Source organism: Catenibacterium sp. co_0103, from assembly GCF_004168205.1.
Taxonomy (GTDB): Bacteria; Bacillota_I; Bacilli_A; order Erysipelotrichales; family Coprobacillaceae; genus Catenibacterium; species Catenibacterium mitsuoka_A.
Genome location: NZ_RCYB01000027.1, coordinates 21,744 through 28,392 on the forward strand (window position 1 = coordinate 21,744; position 6,649 = coordinate 28,392).

A 6,649-nucleotide genomic window follows, 5' to 3' on the forward strand; every position below is an offset into this window, starting at 1 on the left:
TTCACTATCAGATAATTTATACCAATATATTTTAAAATAAATAAAGAAAATTTCATAGTATGAAAATATCACTTTACAAATAGGAATGACAAGTATAATATATAAGTGTAAACAGGAGGATAATAATATGAAAGTTATTGTTACTAAAGATTATGAAGAAGCAAGTCAGAAAGCAGCAGAAATCATGCTTGACGTTATCAAAAATAAACCAAACGCAAACCTTGGCCTAGCTACTGGTTCTACACCAATCCGTCTTTATGAATTAATGAGAGAAGATCATAAAGCTAACGGAACAAGCTACAAAGATATCAAATCATTCAACCTTGATGAATATTATGGTTTAGCACAGGATCATCCACAGAGTTATTACTATTTCATGTGCCATCAGTTATTCAATGAATTAGATATCGATAAGAATAATATCAATGTTCCTAAGGGTAAGGGATCTATCGAAGAAGTTTGTGATGAATACAATGCATTATTAGCTAAAAATCCAAGAGATATCCAGTTATTAGGAATAGGTTCTAATGGACATGTTGGTTTCAATGAACCAGGTACATCATTTGATTCAGTGACTCACTACATTGCATTAAAGCAAAGCACAATTGAAGACAACGCTAAGTTATTCTTCAATGGTGATTTAAGTGCTGTTCCTACTCATGCAATCACTATGGGTATTTCTAATATCATGGAAGCTAAGAAGGTATTATTAATCGCAACTGGTGAAAGAAAAGCTAAAGCAGTTAAAGGCTTAGTTGAAGGACCAGTAACAGAAGATTTACCAGCTTCTATTCTTCAGAAACATGAAGATGCAATCATCATCGTTGATGAAGCAGCTGCATCATTATTATCTAAATAATCTCTATAGGCGCTTAAGCGCCTTTTTTTGTGCTATAATTTTTTTGAGGTGATTTCATGAAGGCAATGAATAAAGACAATCCTAAATACAATGACTGCGTAGAAAGAGAATCACAGTTATATGAAAGAAAAGGTGATTTTAGAACACCTTTTATGAGAGATTATAATCGTATTATATTTACTACCGCCTATAGACGTTTAAAACATAAGACACAGGTCTTTTTTGCGCCTGATAATGATCATATATGTACGCGTGCTGAACATGTGAATCTAGTAGAATCTATCAGTTACACAATTGCTTATCAATTAGGACTGAATACTGAACTTACACGTGCTATTAGTGCAGGACATGATTTAGGACATGCTCCTTTTGGTCATGGTGGAGAAAAGATTCTTTCTTCTTTGTCTATAAAACATGGATTAGAACCTTTCTGGCACGAAAAGAATAGCCTTCACTTAATAGATGATTTATGTTTACTAGAGGATGATCAACATATTGAACATAATCTTGATCTCACCTATGCAGTAAGAGATGGCATTATAGCCCATTGTGGTGAAGTGAATCAAAGAAGAATTAAACCTAGAAGTGAAAAGATAGATTTAAAAGACTTTAAATCACCAGGACTTTATCAGCCTTATACTCTAGAAGGGTGTGTGGTGAAAATCAGTGATAAGATAGCTTATCTTGCAAGAGATATAGAGGATGCATGGAACTTACATATACTTAATGAAGAAGATATGAAAAGCTTAATAGAAGAAATTAATGCAGTTGTCCCAGAATTATTTAAAGCAATCAATAATGGAACAGTGGTCAATTACTTTATTCAAGATGTGATTCATAATAGTACCGAAGACTATATTGGTTTGTCTAATGAAGCTTTTGAAATTATGAAGATATTTATGAAGTTTAATTATCAAAAGATTTATGAAATAAAGAAGGTTAAGATTCATACGCAATATGTACAATTGATTCTAGAGAGTCTCTTTTCTTTCTTATATGAGTATGGACAACATGACAATTTTGTTTTAGACTTAAAAAAAGATGCAGAACGTTATCCACTCATTATTAATCATTATCTTAAATGGTTAACACGCTATAGTACTTTACTTCATGATGAACGTTATCAAAATTATATAGTCTATGACTTTGAGAATGATTCACTTGCTTTAGAAAAGAGTATTATTGATTATTTATCAGGGATGACAGATCATTTTATTATTGATGCATTTGATGAATTGCTTGCATATAGATAGGGGGGAGTTTTTATGCCAATTAATATTCCAGATGATTTACCAGCATATAAAGTTTTAACGGCTGAAAACATCTTTGTGATGAACCAGACACGTGCGACTACACAGCGTATTAGACCTTTAAAAATTTTAATTGTAAATATCATGCCTTTAAAGATTACAACAGAAACACAATTATTAAGATTATTATCTAATACACCATTACAGCTTGAAGTAGAACTTATTCATATGTCTACACATGATTCTAAGAATGTTCCTAAGGAACATTTACTTACTTTCTATAAGACATTTAAAGATATTAAAGAGAATTCTTATGATGGTATGATTATTACAGGTGCTCCTGTAGAACAGATGCCTTTTGAAGAAGTAGATTATTGGAATGAATTATGTGAAATACTTGAATGGGCCAAGACACATGTCTTTAGTTCTTTCTTTATCTGCTGGGCTTCACAGGCTGCTTTACATTATTATTATGGTATTGATAAGTACTTATTGAAGCATAAATTAACAGGTGTATATCGTCATCATACTAACCAAAGAAAGATGAGAAGAAAGATTTTAAGAGGTTTTGATTATCAGTTCTATGCACCACATTCACGTTATACAACTGTTTTAAAGGAAGATGTTGCAAGTAATTCTAACTTAGATATACTTGCTGAAAGTGATGATGCAGGAGTCTATTTGGTGGCTTCTAAGGATGGTTCTCAGTTCTTTGTGACAGGACATCCTGAATATGATCCAGACACATTAGATAAAGAATATAAGCGTGACAAAGAGAAACCAGGTGTCATTGCAGAACTACCTAAAAATTATTATCTTGATGATGATCCATCTCAGGAAATACAAGTAAAATGGCGTTCACATGCCTATCTTTTATTCTCTAACTGGTTGAACTATTATGTTTACCAGGAAACACCATATGATCTAAGTGATCTTCATGAACGTAAGAAATAAGCCATCTTCCTAGGTGGCTTTTTATATTAGGAGGTGATTTTTGTGTTATTTATTCCACTCATTATATTATTGATCTTATATTTCATGTATTGCATGCTTATGCGTTATGAATCACGCACCTTGTGGAGTGGTGTTGGGTTCTTTGGGCTTTCACTTATGACTATTATTACAGCTTTCTTCTATGCGTTCTTCTATTCTGAAACATTAACTCATTATCCACTTATTATGGATATAGGGGTTCTATTAGCCGCTGTTGCAGTTCTGGTTATCCTATTTTTTCCACTTGCAACTATTATTATGTTCTTTGTAGAAGGAATTAAAGTCATTAAACATGAAGGATTGAAATTCACTAACCTTCTATCTCTAGGATTTTCGATAGGATTATTTGTTTATCTATTTATAGGACCAATCTTTTTTAAGTCTTCTAATAAAATAATGACAGTTCTCTATGCAATCATATCATTTACGGTTCTCTATTTCTTATCCGTTCTTGCTAGCTATTGCCTTTCTGCTTTCCTAAATACGTTCCACTTATTTAAATCTAGAAAACTGGATTATATAATAGTATTAGGAGCAGGCATCAAAGGAGAACAGGTCACACCATTACTAGCGAGTAGAATTGATCAAGGAATAGAAATCCTAAAAAAGAATCCAAAAGCCTTGCTCATCATGTCTGGAGGACAAGGCAAGGGAGAAGATATTCCTGAAGGAGAAGCCATGGCACGATATGCCATCAATAAAGGTATTGATGAGAGTAAGATAATCATTGAAGACAAATCTACGAATACAAAAGAAAACCTCTTATTCTCATCAAAACTTATGACTAAAGAATCTCCACGAGTTGGACTTGTTACTACGTCCTATCATGTTTTTAGAGCCTTGATACTTGCAAAAGACTTAGGAATTAGATGTATTGGCTTTGGTTCAGTCACTAAATGGTATTTTACATTAAATGCTTTGATTAGAGAATTCATAGGTTACTTAAGCGTGACATGGAAGAAGCATAGTATTGTGATTATTCTCTACAGTATATTTGTTGTTATTTTTTCGATTGTGAGGTAAATGATTATGGGTGCATTAAGTGTATTTTTTCTAATGGGCATATTGTCTACGCTATTTCTTATCTTTGTATCTTTATTTATAGGTATACTTTGTACTTATGTAGTAGGTTATCTTTTTGAAGGATTCCTTGTCTCTTCATTATTAGATACTAAAACCTATCGCGGCTGGATTCCTTTCTATAATAAATATTTACTAGGAAATATCACAGGAGATCATGTGCTTGGTATTATATCTTCTATCTGTGCACTTCCTGTATTAATTATTGGATATGTCTTATTTGTGATGGACGAATTAAACTATCTTTTATTTGTTGTGTTTCTAGTCATATTAATTATTGGTTTTATTGTCGATCATATTATTGCTTATCACTTCTTATCTAAAAGATGTAAATATGCATCATGGCTTATTGTAGTGAGTGTTCTCACATGTGGATTCCTTCGTCCTATTATATTATTCATTACTAAAAATTATAATCATGTAAGCAAATCTTAATATTTTTGTAAGGAAATTGAGATGTTTCTTTTCAACATTTCACGATATAACTATTGTGAGGTGAAAAGAAATGCGAGTATTCAAGAAATGTCTTTTAGTTCTAGGAATTCTATTACTCATATTATCAGGATATATTATATTTCGTTCAGATACTTTTATAGAAGATGCTTCTACAAATCACGGCTGGAATCTTATGCTTGTGAATCATACAAGTAAAATACCAGATAACTATAAAGTGATACTTACAAAGCTAGATAATGGGAAAGAAGTAGATTCACGTATCGTTCCTGAACTATCACAAATGTTTAGAGATGCGAGAAAAGATGATATTTACATGCAGGTGAATGAAGGATATCGATCATCTTATTCACAGCAGAAGATCCTGGATAATCGTACAAACTATTATAAAAATAAAGGTTTATTTACGCTTCTTGCAAGAAGATATGCATTAAATTATGTATCAGCCCCAGGTACAAGTGAACATCAATTAGGACTTGCAGTGGATATAGTAGGGGATAACCGTTATACAACTAATCAGTCTGCTTATAGATGGTTAGAAAGAAATGCATATAAGTATGGTTTTGTGAAACGTTATCCTAAGAATAAAACATCTATAACACATATTAAGAATGAACCATGGCATTATCGTTATGTAGGTAAAAAAGCTGCTTTAAAGATGCATCAGAAGAATCTATGTTTAGAAGAGTATGTAGAGAGTCTGTAATAGACTCTCTTTTGTTTATGGTATAAACTGATACCTGGAGGTATTTTTATGGATTATAGCAAATTACTTGTTGAAGACATTCATTCTGTCACAATGGCGACTATTAATAATGAAGGAAAACCAATCACAAGAATCATAGATCTTATGTTGTATGATGAAGAAGGTATTTACTTCTTAACTGCAAGAGGTAAGAGTTTCTATAAGGAACTGATGGACCAGGAGTATATTTCCTTAACAGGACTTAAAGGAAAAGTATCTTTTAGTTTAAGTGGTAAGGTTAAGAATATTGGGTCTCATAAACTTGATGAGATTTTCCTAAAGAATACTTATATGCAGTCTATCTATCCAGAAGATACAAGAAAGGCATTGGATGTCTTCTGTTTATATGAAGCATCTGGTGAATATTTTGATATCAGTGACCCAGCACATATTAAAAGAGCACCTATTACTATTAATAGTAAGGAACATGGTACTTATTATACCATTACTGACCGCTGTATTCATTGTGGCAAATGTGAGACTATATGTCCTCAACGTTGTATTCATAATGAAGTAATAGATGTTTCACAATGTCTTCATTGTGGGGCCTGTTTAGAGATATGCCCAGTACAGGCAATCGAGTTTAAAGGTGTAAAGAAACGTCGTAAGGAAGATGTCTGTTTAATGAATATGTGTATGATTGAAGATGATAAAGGACATGTCTTAGTTCAGAATAAAATCAATGATTCTTATACTGGTATTACTTTTCCTGGTGGTCATGTAGAAAAAGAAGAAATATTCAAAGATGCCATGATTAGAGAAGTGAATGAAGAAACAGGTCTTACAATTAAGAATCCATATTTATGTGGTTTATATCATTGGTATAAGCATTCTATTCATAATATTATTCTAGTCTATAAGGCAAGTGAGTATGAAGGATTTCTTCATTCAAGTGATGAAGGAGATGTATATTGGATTGATAAAGAAGATTTTCTAAATCAGCCACTCGCAACAGGTATGGAGTATGTATGGGATATTGTTCATAAGCAACATCAAGAATGTATTATGTCCAATATGGGAGAACATAAAAGAGGGGATTTATTCTAAATAATAACTTTTTTGAATACCCACAAACCACAGGTCAGTGAAAATTAAATTTCAGAAGCACCGATTAAACGGCGTTCATGAAGCTGAACCAGACACATGAATTTCCCATCTGTTCTATAATTAGATTAGAAATTAGATGGAGGTATAATCATATGTCAAACAAAGTATTAAAGCCTAAGAAAGCTTCTCTTTATCAGTTCACTCAGAAATATTCCAACAATA

At 32.2% G+C, this 6,649-nt stretch carries 7 protein-coding genes; all 7 read left to right on the top strand.

The features are described 5' to 3' along the window. Positions 1-127: 127 nt before the first annotated feature. The 7 genes from nagB to EAI80_RS06310 all read left to right on the top strand — a co-directional run bounded on the left by nagB (position 128) and on the right by EAI80_RS06310 (position 6,427). Positions 128-859, top strand: coding sequence for a glucosamine-6-phosphate deaminase (gene nagB / locus EAI80_RS06280; RefSeq protein WP_022424885.1), 732 nt, complete (start codon positions 128-130; stop codon positions 857-859). Between the two features lie 56 nt (positions 860-915). Continuing rightward, on the top strand, positions 916-2,112 hold the full coding sequence (locus tag EAI80_RS06285; RefSeq protein WP_129981359.1) for an HD domain-containing protein: 1,197 nt from the start codon (positions 916-918) through the stop codon (positions 2,110-2,112). 12 nt (positions 2,113-2,124) lie between these two features. Then, entirely contained in the window at positions 2,125-3,063 is a 939-nt protein-coding gene (gene metA / locus EAI80_RS06290) for a homoserine O-succinyltransferase (RefSeq protein WP_129981360.1), read from the top strand. Between the two features lie 42 nt (positions 3,064-3,105). Next, positions 3,106-4,125 carry a YdcF family protein gene (locus EAI80_RS06295; RefSeq protein WP_238634467.1) on the top strand — a complete coding sequence of 340 codons (1,020 nt, stop codon included), beginning with the start codon at positions 3,106-3,108 and terminating at the stop codon, positions 4,123-4,125. 6 nt (positions 4,126-4,131) lie between these two features. Further along, positions 4,132-4,617, top strand: a complete 486-nt coding sequence (locus EAI80_RS06300; RefSeq protein ID WP_129981361.1) for a hypothetical protein — start codon at positions 4,132-4,134, stop codon at positions 4,615-4,617. Between the two features lie 70 nt (positions 4,618-4,687). Next, a complete protein-coding gene (locus EAI80_RS06305) occupies positions 4,688-5,341 on the top strand; it encodes a M15 family metallopeptidase (protein ID WP_129981362.1) in 654 nt (217 codons plus the stop codon). A 48-nt stretch (positions 5,342-5,389) separates the two neighbouring features. Further along, complete coding sequence (locus EAI80_RS06310) at positions 5,390-6,427, top strand: NUDIX domain-containing protein (protein WP_129981363.1); 1,038 nt, start codon at positions 5,390-5,392, stop codon at positions 6,425-6,427. The last annotated feature ends 222 nt before the right edge of the window (positions 6,428-6,649 follow it).